Source organism: Paenibacillus residui, from assembly GCF_042677205.1.
Classification (GTDB): Bacteria; Bacillota; Bacilli; order Paenibacillales; family NBRC-103111; genus Paenibacillus_L; species Paenibacillus_L residui.
Map to the genome: position 1 here is coordinate 1 of NZ_JBHTIU010000033.1, position 18,156 is coordinate 18,156.

At 49.1% G+C, this 18,156-nt stretch carries 19 protein-coding genes and 1 tRNA gene; all 20 read left to right on the plus strand.

Annotation, left to right across the window (positions count from 1 at the left end):
* The first annotated feature begins 176 nt into the window (after nucleotides 1-176).
* The 20 genes from purR (at nucleotide 177) to ACFQ03_RS10770 (ending at nucleotide 18,144) form a co-directional block, all read left to right on the plus strand.
* Nucleotides 177-992 (plus strand): pur operon repressor, encoded by an 816-nt coding sequence (purR, locus tag ACFQ03_RS10675; RefSeq protein WP_379288053.1) that lies wholly within the window; start codon nucleotides 177-179, stop codon nucleotides 990-992.
* A gap of 14 nt (nucleotides 993-1,006) precedes the next feature.
* A complete protein-coding gene (locus ACFQ03_RS10680) occupies nucleotides 1,007-1,393 on the plus strand; it encodes a RidA family protein (protein WP_144936720.1) in 387 nt (128 codons plus the stop codon).
* Between the two features lie 120 nt (nucleotides 1,394-1,513).
* Nucleotides 1,514-1,801 (plus strand): septation regulator SpoVG, encoded by a 288-nt coding sequence (gene spoVG, locus ACFQ03_RS10685; protein WP_144936723.1) that lies wholly within the window; start codon nucleotides 1,514-1,516, stop codon nucleotides 1,799-1,801.
* 106 nt (nucleotides 1,802-1,907) lie between these two features.
* Nucleotides 1,908-3,302 carry a bifunctional UDP-N-acetylglucosamine diphosphorylase/glucosamine-1-phosphate N-acetyltransferase GlmU gene (gene glmU / locus ACFQ03_RS10690; RefSeq protein WP_150960560.1) on the plus strand — a complete coding sequence of 465 codons (1,395 nt, stop codon included), beginning with the start codon at nucleotides 1,908-1,910 and terminating at the stop codon, nucleotides 3,300-3,302.
* Nucleotides 3,303-3,332: 30 nt separating this feature from the next.
* Nucleotides 3,333-4,280 (plus strand): ribose-phosphate diphosphokinase, encoded by a 948-nt coding sequence (locus tag ACFQ03_RS10695; protein WP_144936730.1) that lies wholly within the window; start codon nucleotides 3,333-3,335, stop codon nucleotides 4,278-4,280.
* Between the two features lie 176 nt (nucleotides 4,281-4,456).
* The gene (locus ACFQ03_RS10700; protein ID WP_144936733.1) at nucleotides 4,457-5,077 is read left to right on the plus strand and encodes a 50S ribosomal protein L25; all 621 of its coding nucleotides are present in this window, start codon (nucleotides 4,457-4,459) and stop codon (nucleotides 5,075-5,077) included.
* Nucleotides 5,078-5,281: 204 nt separating this feature from the next.
* Nucleotides 5,282-5,842 carry an aminoacyl-tRNA hydrolase gene (pth, locus tag ACFQ03_RS10705; protein WP_144936736.1) on the plus strand — a complete coding sequence of 187 codons (561 nt, stop codon included), beginning with the start codon at nucleotides 5,282-5,284 and terminating at the stop codon, nucleotides 5,840-5,842.
* Nucleotides 5,843-6,010: 168 nt separating this feature from the next.
* Entirely contained in the window at nucleotides 6,011-6,241 is a 231-nt protein-coding gene (locus ACFQ03_RS10710) for an anti-sigma-F factor Fin family protein (protein ID WP_144936740.1), read from the plus strand.
* Nucleotides 6,242-6,342: 101 nt separating this feature from the next.
* On the plus strand, nucleotides 6,343-9,864 hold the full coding sequence (gene mfd, locus ACFQ03_RS10715) for a transcription-repair coupling factor (RefSeq protein ID WP_379288058.1): 3,522 nt from the start codon (nucleotides 6,343-6,345) through the stop codon (nucleotides 9,862-9,864).
* Nucleotides 9,851-10,957 (plus strand): peptidylprolyl isomerase, encoded by a 1,107-nt coding sequence (locus tag ACFQ03_RS10720; RefSeq protein ID WP_379288060.1) that lies wholly within the window; start codon nucleotides 9,851-9,853, stop codon nucleotides 10,955-10,957. The genes mfd and ACFQ03_RS10720 overlap by 14 nt, the downstream gene beginning before the upstream one ends.
* 378 nt (nucleotides 10,958-11,335) lie before the next feature.
* On the plus strand, nucleotides 11,336-11,878 hold the full coding sequence (gene spoVT, locus ACFQ03_RS10725) for a stage V sporulation protein T (protein ID WP_144936749.1): 543 nt from the start codon (nucleotides 11,336-11,338) through the stop codon (nucleotides 11,876-11,878).
* A 140-nt stretch (nucleotides 11,879-12,018) separates the two neighbouring features.
* Nucleotides 12,019-13,761 carry a putative polysaccharide biosynthesis protein gene (locus tag ACFQ03_RS10730; protein ID WP_379288062.1) on the plus strand — a complete coding sequence of 581 codons (1,743 nt, stop codon included), beginning with the start codon at nucleotides 12,019-12,021 and terminating at the stop codon, nucleotides 13,759-13,761.
* A 25-nt stretch (nucleotides 13,762-13,786) separates the two neighbouring features.
* On the plus strand, nucleotides 13,787-15,268 hold the full coding sequence (locus tag ACFQ03_RS10735) for a bifunctional methyltransferase/pyrophosphohydrolase YabN (RefSeq protein ID WP_379288064.1): 1,482 nt from the start codon (nucleotides 13,787-13,789) through the stop codon (nucleotides 15,266-15,268).
* A gap of 95 nt (nucleotides 15,269-15,363) precedes the next feature.
* Nucleotides 15,364-15,636 (plus strand): HU family DNA-binding protein, encoded by a 273-nt coding sequence (locus tag ACFQ03_RS10740; RefSeq protein WP_144936758.1) that lies wholly within the window; start codon nucleotides 15,364-15,366, stop codon nucleotides 15,634-15,636.
* Nucleotides 15,636-15,899, plus strand: a complete 264-nt coding sequence (locus ACFQ03_RS10745; protein ID WP_150960554.1) for an RNA-binding S4 domain-containing protein — start codon at nucleotides 15,636-15,638, stop codon at nucleotides 15,897-15,899. Before ACFQ03_RS10740 ends, ACFQ03_RS10745 begins: the two co-directional genes overlap by 1 nt.
* Nucleotides 15,900-16,162: 263 nt before the next feature.
* Nucleotides 16,163-16,444 (plus strand): sporulation protein YabP, encoded by a 282-nt coding sequence (gene yabP / locus ACFQ03_RS10750; protein ID WP_144936764.1) that lies wholly within the window; start codon nucleotides 16,163-16,165, stop codon nucleotides 16,442-16,444.
* Nucleotides 16,441-17,019, plus strand: coding sequence for a spore cortex biosynthesis protein YabQ (gene yabQ, locus ACFQ03_RS10755; RefSeq protein ID WP_144936767.1), 579 nt, complete (start codon nucleotides 16,441-16,443; stop codon nucleotides 17,017-17,019). The genes yabP and yabQ overlap by 4 nt, the downstream gene beginning before the upstream one ends.
* A 15-nt stretch (nucleotides 17,020-17,034) precedes the next feature.
* Nucleotides 17,035-17,361: an FtsB family cell division protein gene (locus tag ACFQ03_RS10760; protein ID WP_150960552.1), complete on the plus strand. Its 327-nt coding sequence runs from the start codon at nucleotides 17,035-17,037 to the stop codon at nucleotides 17,359-17,361.
* An 89-nt stretch (nucleotides 17,362-17,450) separates the two neighbouring features.
* The gene (locus ACFQ03_RS10765; protein ID WP_144936773.1) at nucleotides 17,451-17,933 is read left to right on the plus strand and encodes a S1 domain-containing RNA-binding protein; all 483 of its coding nucleotides are present in this window, start codon (nucleotides 17,451-17,453) and stop codon (nucleotides 17,931-17,933) included.
* Between the two features lie 137 nt (nucleotides 17,934-18,070).
* A tRNA-Met gene (locus ACFQ03_RS10770) sits at nucleotides 18,071-18,144 on the plus strand.
* Nucleotides 18,145-18,156: the final 12 nt, after the last annotated feature.

The window sequence follows — 18,156 nt, forward strand, 5'->3', positions numbered from 1 at the left end:
GAGGTTCCTTCGGGGTTCGCGTTCCAGGCATCTTAAATGACTGCCCACGCTAGCTTGACACTGACCACTCTTGCGGCAAGCTTGTCTAAATACGTATAAAGATGGTATATTTAATGTTAATATTCGGATTTTAACTTAAAATGCCGACTTGTTGAGTAAACGGTCAGAGGTGTGTCATGAAAAAATTAAAACGCAGTGCAAGATTAGTGGAGATGACGCAATACTTGCTGTACCGGCCTCATTCCTTGATTCCGTTAACCACTTTTGCTGAGCGTTATCAAGCGGCCAAGTCCTCCATCAGCGAAGATTTGGCGATCATTAAGGAAGTGTTTGAAGCGGAGGGCTTCGGTGAACTGCAGACTTTGGCAGGGGCGGCCGGGGGTGTAATATTCATCCCCAAATACCCGAAAACGGCCTCTTTGGAATTGATCCGCAAGCTGTGCGGAATGCTGGAACAACCGGAACGGATCCTTCCGGGAGAATATTTATATATGTCCGATCTTTTGGGTAAGCCGGCGATTATGAATGAAATCGGCAAAATTTTCGCCACGGCGTTCGCCGACCGTGATATTGATGTGGTGATGACGGTAGAGACCAAAGGAATCCCTCTAGCCTATGCGACCGCGACTTTCCTTAATTTGCCGGTCGTTATTGTGCGCAGAGACAGTCAGGTCACGGAGGGGTCGACCGTAAGCATCAATTACGTATCGGGCTCCAACCGGAGGATTCAGACTATGTCATTGGCAAGACGCGCATTGAAGGAGCAATCCAAGGTGCTGATCATCGATGATTTCATGAGAGCCGGCGGGACGATCCAGGGAATGATGGACCTTCTTCAGGAGTTTAAAGCGACTGTGCAAGGCGTTGGAGTGTTGGTTGAATCGGAAGATGTGCGGGAACGACTCGTTACCGACTATGTGTCGCTAGCCAGACTGTCCGTCGATTCGAAAGCGAGAAGTCTGACTGCTGTTCCCGGTAATTATTTTGACTAGAAGGAAGTGATGGAATGAAACCGATCCAAATTGCAACGGAGAAAGCACCGGCCGCCATCGGCCCCTATTCTCAGGCCGTTCAGTTCGGGAATGTACTTTTTACATCCGGACAAATTCCCCTAGGGCTGGACGGCAAGATTGTAGAGGGTGGAATCCGGGAACAAACCCATCAGGTCTTCCGGAATCTTAAAGAAATCCTTGGCGAGGTGGGAGCCGATTTCCAGCATGTGTTGAAGGCGACCGTCTATTTGAAGGACATGGGTATGTTCTCTGAGGTCAATGAAATTTATGCCGAATATTTCGGCAACCACAAACCGGCGCGTTCCACCGTCGAGGTGGCAAGGCTTCCCAAGGATGTTCTTGTCGAAATCGAATTGATTGTAGCGATTGGTGTCGAATAATAACAACTCGGGAAAATATTTTAGAAAATGCCATTTTTTTATCATTGAAAAGAAGGATTTTCCAACAAAATGTGGAAGTCTATACCAAGTCTTTTTGATGATAAAAGGTGGTGAACTTGAGTGCAAATTACAGATGTAAGACTCCGCCGAGTCAACACAGAAGGAAGAATGAAGGCGATTGCATCCATTACGATTGACAACGAATTTGTCGTTCACGATATTCGTGTCATCGACGGGAACAACGGGATGTTCGTAGCTATGCCTAGCAAGCGTACGCCCGATGGAGAGTTCCGCGATATCGCCCATCCGATTTCTTCGACCACTCGCGAAAAAATTCAGGTGGCTGTACTGGCCGAGTATGAAAGAGCCGCTATTGAGGAAGAGCAAGTAATAGAAGAAGGGGCGTAATGCATTTCAGCCCCGCGAAGAGAGCCCGGAATGGGCTCTCTTTTCTTTTTGCAGAAAGTGAGCTATATTCTATAGTGAACCTTATATTAGCTTGGAGTGGTCTGATTTGCAGATAAACAGCATCATATTGGCTGCCGGCTTGGGGAAGCGGATGAAATCTAAGCTGTACAAGATGCTTCATCCGGTTTGCGGAAAGCCGATGGTCGGTCACGTCCTGGATTTGTTGGAAAAGATCGAAACAAAGCGCAAAGTCGCTATCGTAGGCAACGGAGCGGATGAAATTAAAGCCTACTTGGGAGACCGGGCAGAATATGCGTTTCAGGCCGAGCAGCTAGGCACTGGACATGCAGTGCTACAAGCCAAGCCCCTTCTTGAGAATGAACAAGGAGTCACCATTGTAATATGCGGGGATACCCCTTTGGTTAGAGAAGAAACTCTGAGGGAGATGATCCGTCTTCATCAGGAGAGCGGAGCGGCGGCAACGATCTTGACCGCGGAAATGGAGAACCCCCACGGATACGGCCGGATCACAAGAGACGAACAAGGGCTTGTGACCGGAATTATCGAGCAGAAGGACTGTAACGAGTCCCAGCAATTAATCAAGGAAATCAACGCGGGGACTTATTTGTTCGATAACCACAAGCTGTTCAAAGCTTTGGACCGCGTGACTAATCATAATGCTCAGAACGAATACTATTTGACTGATGTCATAGGTATTATGAAAGCCGATGGCGACCGGGTAATCGGTTATTGCACCCCCGATCCTTCGGAAGCGGCCGGAATTAACGACCGCATTGGACTGGCGGAAGCGGAGAAGCTTATGAGAGATCGAATTCTCCGGAAGCATATGATTAACGGCGTTACGATTCAAGATCCGGCTCAAACCTATATCGAACCGGATGTGGAGATAGGCCAGGACACGGTACTGCTGCCCGGAACCGTTTTGAAAGGGAAGACCGTCATTGGTGAAGACTGTATTATAGGGCCTTATTCTGAAATTATCGATTCCACCATAGAGCATGGCGGGACGGTCAAGCAGTCCGTGCTGCAGGAAGCGACGGTAGGAGAGCATTCCCATGTCGGCCCGTTCGCCTATTTGCGTCCGGGAGCCCGATTGGGAAGAGACGTTAAGGTCGGCGATTTTGTCGAGATCAAAAATTCAACGCTTGGCGACAACACCAAAGTATCTCATTTGAGCTATGTGGGCGACGCAAAGGTTGGAAAAGATGTCAATATTGGCTGCGGTGCCATTACGGTAAATTATGATGGCTATAAGAAGCACCTGACCGAGGTGGAAGACGGAGCTTTTATCGGCAGCAATGTCAACCTGATTGCTCCTGTCAAAATCGGCAAGGGCGCTTATGTGGTGGCCGGTTCCACTATTACCCATCCCGTAGAGGAAGGGGACCTCGCCATTGCCAGGGAACGACAAACCAACAAACCCGGGTACGCTCAGTTATTGCGCAACCGAATCAAAGCCAGAAACAGTAAAAAAGACTAGCACCGATCTGCCAAGGAGGAACGGCTGGAAATGCCATATTGCGATTCAAAACTTAAAGTGTTTACCTGTAACTCCAATCCTCAGTTAGCCCAGGAAATTGCCGACTATATAGATGTTCCGCTCGGAAGCGCGGATATTGTGCGGTTCAGCGATGGAGAAATCCAAATTAAGCTGAATGAGAGTGTCCGGGGCTCTAATGTATTTCTAATCCAGTCCACATGCAGCCCGGTTAACGACCATCTGATGGAAGTGCTGGTGATGACCGATGCTCTCAAGCGGGCATCGGCCAGAAGCATTAATGTCGTTATTCCGTATTACGGCTATGCACGACAGGACCGCAAGGCAAGATCCCGTGATCCGATCACGGCCAAGCTGGTAGCGAATTTGATTGAGACGGCCGGAGCTCATCGGGTCATTACTATGGATTTGCATGCGATGCAGATTCAAGGATTTTTCGATATTCCGGTCGATCATTTGCTCGGAGTTCCCATATTGGGACAATATTATCGGGATAAAGAATTAAGCAATGTGGTCGTTGTATCTCCAGACCACGGCGGAGTGGTTCGGGCGAGAAGGCTTGCGGACTATCTTAAAGCGCCGTTGGCTATTATCGATAAGAGAAGGCCGGAGCCCAATGTCAGTGAAGTGATGAATATCATTGGAGACATTGAAGGGAAGACCGCCATTCTGATAGACGATATTATCGATACTGCCGGTACGATGACTTTGGCTGCCAACGCACTGATGGAGTATGGCGCCAAGGAAGTTTTCGCTTGCGGAACCCATGCGGTTCTGTCGGGTCCGGCTATGCAGCGGATCGAAGAATCTCCGATTCGCGAGCTGCTGGTAACCAACACCATTCCGATTTCTCATCGCGAGCCATCCCCCAAGATCAAGGCGCTTTCGGTTGCGCCGCTGATGGGAGAGGCCATTATTCGTGTGCACGAAGAACAGTCGATAAGTAATTTATTTGAATAGTTTTGGTTTTGAACCTCCAATATATGGGTAAAGTAACGAGTGAGTATTCTTTCACAAGGTGGTGCTGAGAGTTCTTCTGGGCGGAGCAATCTCCCCATAAGGACTCTGCTATCGCCTCCTTCAGAGAGTCTGCGGTACTCGCTCGCTCTTAAACCTATGCTTGGAGGTATTTGATTATGACCGCTACATTGATAGTGAAGGAACGCCCGGAATTAACGAAGTCTGGACGAAAGCAAGTAAGGAAGGAAGGTTTCGTGCCGGGAAGTGTATATGGCAAGACTATAGGCAGCGTATCGGTCCTGGTGGATAACAAGGAAATTGGGCAGCTTCTAAGGACAAACCCTCATGGAGTCATTGAGATGTCCATGCCTGACGGAGGGAAGCAGCCGGTGATGATCCAGCAGGTGCAGAAGGACCCGCTTTCCGGGGAGCTGCTGCACATCGATTTTCACCTCATCCGCATGGACGAGCCTGTCCGTTCCATGATTCCGGTAGAAATTACCGGAGAGGCGATTGGAGTCAAGGAAGGCGGAATTTTGCAGATAAGGGCTCATGAAGTGGAGGTTAAGTGCCTTCCACAGCATCTTCCCCCGACCATTTCCGTAGACGTATCGAGATTGGGAGTAGGGGAGAATTTGACGGTCTCCGAAATAACCGTACCGTCTGAGCTGGAGATTATTTCAGACCCCCATGAAGTAGTGGTAACTATACTGGCTCCTCAGAAGGAAGAGGCTCCCGATGATACGGAGGCCGAGGAGACAGCCGGAGAAGCACCTGGGCAGCAGGGTGAGGAATAAGATTTCAATTAGGGACACGCCTGATCCGATTCACGAGGCGTGTTTTTTGTCGTTTGATATCATTGCGATATAGTCGGCAGGTGCTATTCTGCCATTAAAAATCCGCCGACCCAAAGGCTTTCCGGCCTTGCCGATTTGATCTTGCGCAAGTTCCCGATTAAAATAGTAAGATAATCATTTATTTACGAAGGTGGATATACGGCTATGAAATGTTTTGTCGGTCTCGGCAATCCCGGAAGGTCCTACGAAAACACCAGGCATAACATCGGTTTTATGGCGATCGATTGGTTTGCCCGTGAGTGGGGAATTCCCATCAAGCAAAATAAGTGCAAAGCGATGATCGGGGAAGGTGTCGTTCAAGGGACTAAAGTATGGCTGATTAAGCCGACGACCTATATGAATCTGTCCGGCGAATCGGTGCGGGCTTTTCTGGATTATTATAAAGCGGAGTTGGAGGATGTTACAGTATTGTATGACGATCTGGATACGGCCTTCGGCAAATTTCGCCTTCGTTATCAGGGAAGCTCGGGTGGACATAACGGAATCAAATCCATCATTCAGCATACGGGGACACAGACCTTCGACCGAATAAGAATCGGAATTTCGCGTCCCGCCCCGGGTTCGGATATTGCCGATTATGTGCTTTCCTCTTTCACCAAGGAAGAATTTAAGCAGCTTCCCGATATATTGGACCGCGTGAGCGAAGCGATGCTTTATTCGATAAGCCATACCTTTGAACAAACGATGGCGAAATTTAACGGTTAGTTACATAATGCCGTCGCCATGGATGGCGTTTGGTCATAATTTTGAATTAAGACCCCGCCAGGCTGACTGGTCAATAACAAACAGTGTGCCCCAACGGTTATCCTATGCTTAATTGCTGCAGAATTGGGCATAATAAGTTGGTATAGGATGACTCCGGGAGGCATAGATATGTCAATACTTTACATTTGCAGGCACTGCCGCAGCCATGTCGGGCAGATTGATAGGGATACGGTGGACGAAGCCCGCCTCGGGTTTCAATTCTTGACCCCCGGCGAGCGCAGAGATATAATATCGTATAACCCGGATGGCAATGTTATTGTCAAGGTTACATGTGATTACTGCCGGGAAGCGCTGGAAGCCAATCCTGAGCTGTCCTTGCTGAGCAATCCGCTGCAATAATCGGAATATGTCAATATATAGAGCGTCTATTACTAAGGAATGTTAATGGCCTTGGCAGTTCCGCCGAGGCTTCTTTTTGATGGTCGAGAGGAGTGAATTCATTGCGATCGCTAATACAAGCGCTGTCTCAAGACACCGATTTTCAAACCGTTATATCCGGATTGAAGTCCGGAATGAAGGAACAATTAATAGCTGGTCTGGCCGGTTCTTCGCGTCAGGTGTTGATCGCAGCATTGGCCGATGAGCTTAAGCAGCCGATCCTTGTTGTAACCCACAATATGTTTGCGGCACAGAAAATTGTAGAAGATTTATCCGAGTTCCTTCCTCCGGAGGATGTGCTGTTGTTCCCGGCCCAGGAGCTGATGGCTGCAGAAACCGCTGTGTCCAGCCCGGAGACTCTTGCTCAGCGGATTGATGCGTTAACCCGCTTATCAACCGGATTCAGAGGGGTTCTCGTCACTCCCTACGCCGGCTTGAGGAAGCTGCAGCCGTTGAAGTCCGTATTTGCCGAAGCTCAAGTAACGGTTAGCGTGGGTGAAGCGCTCGAACTGGAAGCCTTCCTGACCCGGATGACGGAGATGGGCTACGAGCGTGTGGATCAAGTAGAGAAGAAGGGCGAGATGAGCGTCAGGGGCGGAATTATCGATATCTTTCCGCTGACATCGCCAAATCCTTACCGAATAGAGCTGTTTGATGTCGAAGTAGACTCAATCCGAACATTTGACGTTGCCAATCAACGATCGATAGACAAAATAAATAAACTGATTATTCCTCCAGGTAAAGAGATTATTGCCGAAGGAAAGCGTTTCCAAAATGCGGCCGAACATGCCTTCGACCTGCTGCAGAAGCAACTGGCAAAAATGACGGACCGTCAAGCCAAGGAGAAGCTGGAAGAGGAGATTCGCAGCGACATAGAACGGCTCAGACAGCAGCAGTCGTTCCCGGGAATCTATAAATATATTTCTTTGCTGTATCCCGAGAGACATACTCTGGCTGATTATATGGACAAAGACACACTGCTGATTCTCGATGAGCCATCCCGTTTGCTGGAAACCGCCAAACAACTGGAAAGAGACGAGGCGGAATGGGTGACCGGGCTGCTGCAGGAAGGTAAAACTCTGCCGGCTTTTGTGCTGTCCAAGACATACGACGTCTTGTTGTACCGACAGCCGTTTCCTACTCTATATGTCTCCTTATTCCTTCGCCAGGTTCCGCAGACCCAGCCGCAGAATATTGTTAACTTCATGAGCCGGGCCATGCAAAATTTCCATGGTCAAATGAATCTGCTCAAAGCGGAAACCGACCGTTGGAAAAAAAGCGGCTATAAAGTGGTTATGCTCGCCAGCGGCGAGGAGCGGATGGAGCGGGTCCGCCGGGTGCTTCATGATTACAAGATTGAAGAGCCGATTTTGCTTGATGGAAATTTACAGAGCGGATTTGAATTGCCTTCGGTTCATTTGGTCGTGCTGACGGAGGGAGAGATGTTCTCCCAGAAGCAGCGCAAGGCCCGTAAAGTAGACAAGAAAATAGAAAATGCGGAACGGATTAAAAACTATCAGGAGCTTAGAGTGGGCGACTATGTCGTCCATGTTAATCACGGGATCGGGAAATATGTGGGCATTGGAACCCTGGAAATCAATGGGATCCATAAAGACTATTTGCATATTCTCTATGCCGGCGGAGACAAGCTGTCAGTTCCTATTGACCAGATAGAGCTCATCCAGAAATATGTAGGCTCTGAAGAGAAGGAGCCCAAGATCTATAAGCTGGGCGGTACGGAATGGAACCGAGTTAAGAGCAAGGTGCGCTCCTCCGTTAAAGATATTGCCGATGATTTAATCAAGCTCTATGCAGACAGGCAGTCCACGCCGGGATATCCTTTCTCCAAGGATACGCCGTACCAGCAGGAATTCGAGAGTCTCTTCCCCTACGATGAGACCCCCGATCAGATACGGGCCATCGAGGAAATCAAGATGGATATGGAGAAGCCTCGGCCGATGGACCGGCTGCTATGCGGTGACGTAGGCTACGGTAAAACCGAGGTCGCTATTCGTGCTGCCTTCAAGGCGGCAATCGACGGCAAGCAAGTGGCCGTACTGGTGCCGACAACGATACTGGCCCAACAGCACTATGAAACGTTCAGGGAAAGATTCTCGGAATATCCGTTCAATATTCAGGTGCTCAGCCGTTTCCGCTCCAAGAAGGAACAGAACGAAACGATTAAAGGAATCAAAACCGGTACGGTTGATATTGTTATCGGGACCCATCGGTTATTGTCCGCCGATATCGTCTTTAAAGAGCTGGGTCTTCTTATAGTGGATGAGGAGCAGAGATTCGGGGTTTCCCATAAAGAGAAGCTAAAGAGGCTTAAAACAAACGTGGATGTTCTTACATTGACGGCTACTCCTATTCCACGGACACTGCATATGTCGATGCTCGGTGTCCGGGATTTGTCGGTCATCGAAACCCCTCCGGAGAATCGCTTCCCGGTTCAAACCTATGTGGTAGAGCATAGCAACACTCTTGTGCGGGAAGCCATTGAGCGGGAATTGGCGAGAGAGGGACAAGTGTATTATTTATATAACCGGGTGCAGGGCATTCAGCAAATGGCCGATCAGATCTCCATGCTGGTGCCGGACGCCAAGGTGGCCGTCGCTCATGGTCAAATGTCGGAGCAGGAGCTGGAGAGGACGATTCTCGACTTCCTGGACGGGGAATACGATGTGCTGGTTAGCACAAGCATCATAGAAACCGGAGTAGACATTCCCAACGTCAACACTCTGATCGTTCATGATGCCGATAAAATGGGGCTCTCCCAGCTGTATCAGCTTCGGGGTAGAGTTGGCCGCTCCAACCGGATAGCTTATGCCTATTTTACTTATCAGCGGGATAAGGTACTTACGGAAGTGGCTGAAAAACGGCTGCAGGCGATTAAAGAGTTCACAGAGCTCGGTTCCGGCTTTAAAATTGCGATGAGAGATTTGGCCATCCGCGGAGCGGGTAATTTGTTAGGAGCGGAGCAGCACGGCTTCATTGCGTCTGTCGGCTTCGATCTGTATTCCCAGATGCTGGGGGAAGAGATCGCCAAGCGGAAGCAGGAGCTGGATGGCGAGGATAAGACCGAGCCCGAATTCTGGAGTACCCAGTTGGATCTTCATATTGACGCCTACCTACCGTCCGATTACATCTATGACAGCATTCAGAAGATCGAAATTTATAAAAAAGTAGCCAATGTGACTACGCTGGAAGAGGCGGGAGATCTTCATGAGGAGCTGGTAGATCGTTTCGGCGATTTGCCGCCGGCAGTCGAAAATTTATTGGCGGTGGCGAGACTAAAAGTTTACGGTTCCATGTATGGGATAGAATCGATTGTGCAGAAGGGAGACGATTATATCCTCAAGATCGATCCCAAGCGGAACAAAGCACTGGAAGGCAAGAAGCTTGTGGCTCTGGCCAAAGAATTTGAAGGCCGTCTGAAGGTTAATCCCGGGGCGCATATCGAGATCGTCGTCAAATGCAAGGGTCTCAAACCAGAACAATCCATAGCATTGTTAGAGCAGTTTTTGGTACAATACAGGGAGGCTTATAAAGAGAAGGGAGAATTGCAAAATGCTGCTAAATAAACCACGCAAGACTAGAGCGCTTATCATAAGCCTCGTCCTGATCGTGATTGTAGCCATGCTGAGCGCCTGTGGGGATAAGAACAAGTCCGGAGCGCAAGGGGAAGTCCTGGCCACTTACAAGGATGGCTCCATTACTCAAAGCGAGTTTGACAAATTTTTCAATACCGTTTCTTTCTTTAATGCCCAGTTCGCCGCAGCCAAAGACATTCCGGGATTCCAGGAATATTTGCTGAAGCAAATGGCCGCACTCGATTTGATGCTTGGACAAGTTTCTGATGAGAGCAAGAAGAATGCGGAAGAGGAAGTCAAGAAGCAGATGGATGAAATCAAAGCCTATTATGAATCTAAAGGGAAAAGCGCTTTGAAGGATCATCTGAAAGAGCTTAACATTACGGAGAAGGACCTGGAGGATTACATTCGTAACAGTCTGGTTGTCATGACGGATTTGGACAGCAAGGTAACCGACGAACAAATCCAGCAATATTACGATAATCTGGTCAATGAGAAAGTATTGGACGTTGTTACGGTGAGCCACATTCTCATCGGAATCAAAGATATGGAAGGTAAGGATCTTCGCACTAAAGAAGAGGCTCTGACTATCGCCAACGAAGTTAAGGGCAAGCTGGACAGCGGAGCGGATTTCGCCGAGCTGGCCAAGGAATATTCCGATGATCCCGGTTCCAAAGATAACGGCGGTAAGTATGAAAATGAGCCGCTATCTGCCAAGAGGTGGGTTCCTCAGTTCCAGCAGGCGGCCGAAGAGCTTCCGTTGAACACCATCAGCGAACCGATCGAAACGGATTATGGATATCATATCATGAGGGTTGATTTCAGAGGCCCGCGTCCATTGGATGATGTAAAGACCAACATTCGCGAAGCCATTACTTCAGAGCAAATTGGCGAGTTTATCGAGTCGGAGCTACCTAATTACGACTTCAAAACCAATCTGCCTGAACCGGAGCCGTCCGAAGCCCCGGATTCTACCGGTACCCCTGAATCCACGGATACGCCGGAATCGGACAAGCCTGCCGATGCCAATGCGGAAACTCCTTCCGAGTCTCCTGCTCCTTCAGCATCGCCGGCCGCTGAATAATATCGATAAACAAGCACTCTCTTCAAGGGAGTGCTTTTGTTTTTTAAAATATAAGAAAGTATAAGTTTTCATCTATACCTGTTCTTATATTTCATCGGTAAACGCGCCCGTCCTAAGGACGGCGATAGCCGTTTATCCTTGGGAGAGAAATAGCGCTATTGGTCCGTCCAGACTAGAAAATTCGAGGGTTCCTGCAATGGAGATTCAAACCCATGTTACTAAGTCACCGTTATTCGTGCGCTCTGTCGAGACTGGCGAAAACATGGAATTGCCCCGGCTTACTAATGTATAAGTTTTTGGAAATCGAAGAATACTTTAAATACACTTTTACTCCAGTGAATCTGATTTCATCAAAGGAAAGAGAGGCATCAGAGACTTATGAAAGCAACTGGAATCGTTCGTCGAATAGACGATTTAGGCCGAGTGGTCATCCCGAAAGAAATACGCCGTACCCTTAGAATCCGGGAAGGAGATCCGTTAGAAATTTTTGTAGATCGGGATGGAGAAGTTATTCTCAAGAAATATTCCCCGATCGGCGAGCTCGGCGATTTCGCTAAGGAATATGCGGAATCATTGTACGAAAGCACTAACCACATCATTCTTATCTCCGACAGAGATACCATTATCGCCGTATCCGGAGCCTCCAAGAAAGATTATATGGAGAAGCAAATCGGTGCATTGGTCGAGAGCTCCATGGAGGGCCGGAAGTCGGTGTTGGAAACCAATCCGGGGCAGCACGACATCTGTAAAGATGTCAAGGAAAGCTACAGTTCTTACGTAATTTCCCCTATCGTTGCAGGAGGGGATCCGATTGGAGCTGTAATTATAACCAGCAAGGATGAGTCTGCCAAGATGGGGCAAATGGAGCTTAAGATGGCTGAGACAGCGGCAGGGTTTCTCGCTAAACAGATGGAGCAGTAATCACGGTTTCAATCATACTCACAGCTTCCTTAAGGCAAGGTGCTCTCACCTTCTGTACAGGAGGCTTTTTCATTTTGCAGTTTGATCAGTTATAATAAGGTCATCCGTTTTATGGAAATGGCATGGAAGTTGGTAATTGTATGGATGACTCTCGCAAACCGTCCTCTTCTGGCCACAGTCTGCTTAAGGGGGCCGCAGTCCTCGGGATAGCTGCGGTCATTTCGAAGCTGCTGGGAACCCTGCAGAAAATTCCGCTGCAAAATATGGCCGGGGACGGAGTATTTGGAATTTATAATGCTGTCTACCCGTTGTATATTCTCATACTGACCATTGCAACCGCCGGTATTCCGATAGCGGTATCCAAATTCGTCTCCGAGCAAACCGTCATGGGGCGTCCCGCGGAAGCAAGAAGAATCCTTAAGCTGGCCAGCGGGGTATTGACTTTGACGGGATTGCTCTGTTTCATTGCCCTGTATGCCGGGGCCGGCGTGATTGCCGGCTGGATGGGAGTTGGGCAGACCGAGAAGGCGATTCGCAGTGTTTCCTTCGCCCTCCTGCTGGTCCCCGTAATGGCCGCGCTAAGGGGCTATTTCCAGGGGATTCAGAATATGATACCCACCGCCGTCTCCCAAGTAGTCGAGCAGCTGGTCAGAGTCGCAACCATGATCGGATTGCTGCTGTATTTCATCGCCCTCGGCATGAGCGAAGAATGGATTGCCGCCGGCGCAACGTTCGGCTCGGTCGCTGGAGCAGGGGCCGGATTGGTCGTCATGCTTCTCTATTGGTGGAAACGAAAAGAGCCCGCTCTGCCTGCAGCCGGGTCGGGAAATCCTTCTTCGCCGGAACCGGCGGCTGCGGGAGATACAGTGCGGAGTGCCGTGGCGGGTAGAATGGATGACGTCGGGGGACAAGCAGCTCGGGCTCGGGAGATGCCTCCGGAACCGGCGCTATCGCTGATCCGACGGTTTTTGCGCTATGCCCTGCCGATATGTTTGGGATCGTTAGTCGTACCGCTGCTGACGCTAGTTGATACGTTTACGATGCCCCGACTGCTGATTTACGGCGGCTTGGACGAAGCCGGGTCCATGTATGCCTTCGGTTTATATAACCACGGGCTGCCGCTCGTGCAGCTCGTATCCATGATCGCGACATCGATGTCCACCGCCCTGATTCCGGCCATAGCGGCAGCGAAAATACGCAACGAGCCCGAAATTATACGAGTTCGCTCGGAATTGGCGATTCGGTTCACCTGGCTGGTCGGTCTGGCCGCTTCCTTCGGTCTGGCGGTGACCGCCGTTCCGCTAAATATCATGTTCTTCAAATCCGCCGAAGGCTGGGAGGCCATGTCTTTGCTGGCCTTCACCGCCGCATTCAGCACGGTAAATATTGTTACATCGAGCATTCTGCAAGGTCTGGGAGCCGTTAAGGTTCCGGTCATTCATCTTTTGATCGGTGTCGTGTTGAAAATAGGCTTCAATCTGCTTCTGATGCCGTTGTGGGGAATTCAAGGCGCGGCTGTGGCGGCAGTGATTGCTTATGGGACCGCCAGCGGCTTGAATTATCGCTACCTGCGCAAGAATATCGGGGTACGAATCACTTTCCGCTCGGGATTGTTTAAGCCGCTGCTGGCAGTAGTATGTATGTGTGCAGGAATTCTGGTTCTTTACTTAGGGCTGGAGCTTGCATTAGATTATCTGGCCCCCGGATTATCGTCGAGAATTCGCTACTCGATTATCGGATTAGCTACAGTCGCCGTTGGAGGATTGATTTACCCTCTGGCCTTGTTGAGGACGGGAGCTGTCAGCCGCTCGGAATTGGCGGCCGTACCGAGCTTCGGGAAAAAAATCGAGCCTTGGTTGGTCCGAATCGGTTTATGGAAGTAAAATTGGTTTAATAGACAAAGGAGGGATGCCCGTGTCCGCTCAAATCACAGTTGTAGGATTGGGAACAGGGGACGAAAACCAGATGACCTTGGGCATCTGGAATAAGCTTCAGACAGCAGCGAGAATATTTTTGCGTACAGAGGAGCATCCGGTTGCGGGGTACATACGCAAAAAAGGAATAGCTTACGAATCCTTTGATGAGATCTACAAGCAATCGCCCACTTTCGAAGAAGTCTATGGCCAGATCGCTGCCCTGCTTATGGAAGAAGCAGTCCGGAGCGGGGAAGAAATCGTCTATGCATTGCCGGGCCATCCTTCGGTTGCCGAGCGAACGACCCAGATATTGAGAGAACGCTGCCCTGACGCGGGAATCGGACTGGAAATTCTGGGCGGTGAGAGCTTCCTCGACCAGGCTTTCCTGCGGTTCGGCTTCGATCCGATTGAAGGCTTCCAGCTGCTCGATGGTACGGCTCTGGATTCCGCTCAGCTGAATCCGATGCTGCATACGGTTGTTGCTCAGGTCTACGACTCCTTCACCGCATCGGATGTGAAGCTCACTCTAATGGAGCTCTATCCGGATGATTATAAAGTCTATGTCGGACATGCCCTCGGAATTGCCGGTGAAGAATCGATTCATGAGATCCCTTTGTTCGAACTGGACCGCCTGAACGGATACGGGAATTTGTCTCTGGTTTGGGTTCCCAAAGCGGAGACGAATGAGCTGGCTAACCGCACCTTCGCCCGGCTGAAGGAAATCGTAGCCATTCTCCGCAGTCCCGAAGGTTGTCCATGGGACCGCGAACAGACACATGCGAGCATTCGCAGCAATCTTATTGAGGAAACCTACGAAGTACTGGAAGCCATTGACGATGATGACCCCGTAGGAATGTGTGAAGAGCTTGGGGATCTGCTGCTGCAGGTAGTCATGCACGCGCAGATGGAGGACGAGGCCGGTTCGTTCACTATTGTCGATGTCATTCAAGGCTTGAACGAGAAGCTTATTCGCCGCCATCCTCATGTATTCGGCGAAAGATCCGCACAAGATGCCGAAGAGGCTCTGTCCAATTGGCAGCAGATCAAGCAGGAGGAGAAGCGGAAACGGGGAGAAGCTCCTGGTCAGCAATCTGTATTGTCGGGTGTCCCCAGAGACCTTCCTGCATTATACAAAGCGGTCAAGCTGCAGAAGAAAGCAGCCAAGGTCGGATTTGATTGGCCGGACCTGCAGGGGGTTTATGACAAAATAACAGAGGAATTGCAAGAGCTGAAAGAGGCGCATAATCAGGATAGCGAGGCCCTGAAATCGGAGTTGGGCGATTTATTGTTTGCGGTTGTTAATCTGGCCAGATTCATGAAGATCGATCCGGAGGAAGCCCTCACGGCAACCAACCGAAAATTCGTGCAAAGATTTGAATACATCGAGAATCAACTGCGTTTAAATGGAAAAACTTTTGACCAAACTGATTTACAAGAGATGGAAGCCTATTGGCAAGAAGCGAAAAAAGTTTAATAAATTGGGTTTTGTCAGCAGGATTTTCCGTTTCCACAAAGAATAACTTATGGCATATCCTTATATGCACTATGTAATTACAGGAGGTAACAACCATGAATAAAACCGATTTGGTAAATAACATTGCACAAAAAAGCGGACTGTCCAAGAAAGACGTGGAGTCTGTATTAAACGGACTTCTGGGTGAAATCACCGACGCACTTTCCAGCGGCGATAAGGTTCAACTGATCGGGTTCGGTACTTTCGAAACCCGTAAGCGCTCCGGCAGAGTAGGCCGCAATCCGCAAACCGGTAAAGAAATCACCATTCCTGAATCTGTCGTTCCGGCCTTCAAAGCAGGTAACAAGCTTAAAGAAGCCGTGAAGTAATGCGACTGGACAAGTACTTGAAGGTTTCCCGTCTGATTAAGAGACGCACTGTCGCCAAAGACGTTTCGGAACAAGGAAGAGTGTGGATCAACGGACGGGAAGCCAAGCCAAGCAGCACCGTTCAGGTAGGTGACGAGCTGACCATTCAATTCGGTCAGAAGTATGTGGTTGTGAGGGTGGACCAGCTCTCGGAATCAACCCGTAAAGAAGATGCTGCTCTTATGTATACTTTATTGCGGGAAGAAGCCCGAACGAATGGTTGAGAGAAAGATTAAGAGACTAACCACAGTTTAGTCTCTTTTTCTACCTTTGCGGTTTCCATTATTTAACCGTATAGGAAGGAACAAGTCCGTGGCAAGGTAAGGTCATTTTCCATAAGATGTATTGGGTCCTGCCAATTAGTGTACCCCTCCGGTTGGCCTCCGATAAACACTCTGTACGTTTTTTTTAAGGCAATCTATCTTTTCCCCGGTTCTAAAATCGGACATCCCTCCATAATGTAGTGTTAGAAGGAGGGGTACATGCCATGGTGGAACAGGGAAAAGTGAAACGTCAGGAAGTCAAGATGCTGAATCGGAAGCTGTTGGAAATCTCCGGTGTGCTGAATGTGGAAAGCTTTGACAGCGAAGAGTTTCTACTCGAAACCGAATGCGGATTTCTTACGATCAAAGGCCAGAATCTGCATATTAAAAATCTCAGTTTGGAGCAAGGCCTTGTAGCGATTGAAGGCTTGGTCCATGCACTAGCTTATTTAGATTCAGGAACCCAGGGAAAATCTAAAGGTTTGTTCGGTAAACTGTTCAAGTGACACTGCACGTCCAGTTTCTCACCATGGGTATGATGTTTGCCAGCGGAGTCGGTATGGGTATTCTATTTGAAACCTATCGCGTGCTGACTGGGCAGCTGCGCGCACCGCGCTGGCTTATTTCCATCCTTGACTTGGTCTATTGGAGCGTTATGACCGTACTGGTCTTTCGTGCCTTATATTTCAGCAATCAGGGTCAGCTTAGGCTGTTCGTATTCATCGGCCTGCTGGCAGGCGGCAGCTTCTATTGGGCCTTCTTGAGGGAAGGGACCGTATGGGTTATCCGTGCATTAATTCGATCGGTTCTATGGCTGGCCGGTTTGATTCGCAGACTGGTTGAGCTTATGATTGTCAAGCCGATTCAACTGCTTTATAAATGTTTAATGATGGTTATCGGGTTTCTTATAGCAGTAGCTATATTCCTCTACAAAATTGTGGTAAAATTACTTTACCCTGTCCTGTTTATATTTATTCGTCCGTTGCTGTTTATTTGGAAGAAGATTCGTTGGCCGCAGTGGATAGCTAACGGTTGGCGAATCATCCGGCAGTTGTTTCAAAAATGGTTCCGAAAATCATAGGAGGAACATTATTCCATGGTACAGGCAAAAAATACAACTAAGAAGAATACTTCCACAATCGGCGCTCGTCGGCGGATTCGTCTGTTGATGATCGTTGTTTGCTGTGTATTGTTGTGGGCAGGCATAACGATCTTGGACCAATCGGATAAACTGGCTGAGAATTCAGCTAAACTTGTGACGCTCGAAACCAAACTGGCGGAAGTAGAGAAAATAAACGAGGAATCCAGAATGGAATTGGACCGTTTGAACGATCCGGAATACCAGGAAGAGAAGGCTCGTAAGGATCTTCAGGTTGCCCGAGAAGGCGAGACCGTATTTGATGTTGTGAAACCGGCCCCCTAGACCTTTGCCTTGTTGACCTCTAATTCCGCTTCATGTATAATCTCCATAGCCAGTCTTTTGAATTTTTTAAGGGAGGAACTTAATCATTTATGGCAATTGAAGTGGGCACCAAGTTAGAAGGAAAGGTGACAGGGATAACTCACTTTGGAGCTTTCGTCGAGCTACCAGAAGGAGGGACCGGCCTCGTTCACATCTCGGAGATAGCCGATAACTACGTCAAGGACGTTAACGATCATTTAAAGCTGGACGATAAAGTCCTCGTTAAGGTGATTAATGTCGATAAGGACGGCAAAATCGGTCTATCCATTAAGCAAGCTGTTGATAAGCCCCTGGCAGCTGAAAGGCCCGCTCGACCTGAACGACATGGTGGGGGATCGTACGGGGATCGAAGAGAAGGCGGCGGAGGGTACCGCGGTCATGACCGAGGCGGACGCCCATTTAAACCTCCCATTGGCAAATCTTCCTTCGAGGATAAAATGATCAAATTTCTTAAAGATAGCGAAGAACGCATCTCGTCTCTTAAGAAGAACACGGAATCGAAGCGTGGAGGGAGAGGCGCAAGACGCGATTAATATACGAAATTATGTCCGCAAGCCTGATTTATCGGGCTTGCGGTCTTGTCTATTCGGGAGTTTCCCGAATTAAAATTATAAGTTGTCACTACCGCTTGACTTCCATATACATCTTGGTATATAGTATTGCTTGTTATGGCGGCGTAGCTCAGCTGGCTAGAGCGTACGGTTCATACCCGTGAGGTCGGGGGTTCGATCCCCTCCGCCGCTATTGTTATTACTC